Origin of the sequence: Arthrobacter sp. Hiyo1, assembly GCF_001263615.2 — a bacterium.
Taxonomy (GTDB): Bacteria; Actinomycetota; Actinomycetes; order Actinomycetales; family Micrococcaceae; genus Arthrobacter.
Window position 1 is genome coordinate 440,008 of record NZ_DF952471.1, and the last position, 1,217, is coordinate 441,224.

General features: G+C 65.2%; 1 protein-coding gene. It reads right to left on the reverse strand.

The window, feature by feature from the left end:
* Window positions 1–1,063, reverse strand: a 1,063-nt coding sequence (locus AHiyo1_RS13580) for an FUSC family protein (RefSeq protein WP_059388922.1), incomplete at its 3' end; no start/stop codon positions are given.
* Between the last annotated feature and the right edge of the window lie 154 nt (window positions 1,064–1,217).

Here is a 1,217-nt window from a genome sequence, read left to right on the forward strand (position 1 = left end):
CAGTGATGATCCGGCGGAGGCTCATGGCGACCGATGCGGTGGCGTTCACGGACTCCTGGCCGGCGGCTGCTTCCGTAACGGTGTCACTTAGTGCTGCCACACTGTCCCGGGCTTCGTCCAGGGCATCCCGGAAGTCTCCGGAATCTCCGTGCCTCCATTGCCGAATCGCTGTTGCTACGTCGTCGAGCGCCTCAGCCAGGTTTGGCGGGACACCCTCCGGAATGACCGTTCCCGCGTCCTCTTCCCAGATGACGCTTGCCAGGACGTCCGTGATGTCCTGGACGTGAAAGGTCAGCCGTTCCAGCGTTCGCAAACCGGCCAGGTCGGCGGGCAGCCGGCGGGCTCGACGGCGGGACCGCGGGTTCGCTTTTGCGCTCAACTTCGCCGCTTGGACAGCTGCCCGCACGTCGGTCGCGGTACGTGCGAGCTCGCCGCTGCGGCTCGCCCATTCCTCATGGTCCGGTGGCCAGGATTCCGTCATGGCGCTGGCCATGTCCTTGAGTTGCTTGGACAATGCCCGTTGGTGTCCGTCGATGGCGGGATCGATGCCTTCAAGATGAAGGGGAGGGAAGACCAGCCAGTTCACCGCGAATCCGACGGCCACGCCCATAGCCATTTGCAGGACGTACGCGAAAGAGAATCCCTGCGCATTCGAATAACCCAGGACCAGCACGAACAGCGCCGCCATGGGAACCCATTCGGAGGCGCTTCCAAGCCTTGGCAGGCCGCCGATAACCACGCCCAGGCCGACGACGACGGCCACCGCCAGCGCGTTCGGGGTGGTGACCGTGGTCACGGCGAAGGCCATGGCAATGCCCAATCCGAGTCCCAGCAGGCTTTGCAGCCCATGCTTGGCGGAAGCCGCAACAGTGGGGTGCATGCTGACCAGGACGCCCAAGGGAGCGTAATAGGGATAGGCGGCGGCTGTCCCAGGCATGAGCGGCGCGAGGTACCAAGCCACCCCCGCCGCGACGGCCGTCTTTGCGGCAAACAGGAGTCGGTGGCCTGTGACGGCCTGCCTGAGAGCGGGAAGAAGCCGCCCAAGCTTTGGCTCGGAGATCATGGACTCAAGGTAGGCCGGGAAGAACGGACGTGTCGAGGACAATATGGATGAACGCGGGCTGACGCAATCAGTAAACGTCGAGGATCAACTGCAGCAAGCGCGCCGCGGCCGGCCGGGCGGCGTGCTCCTCCACCCATTGGCGCGTGCCAGGGCC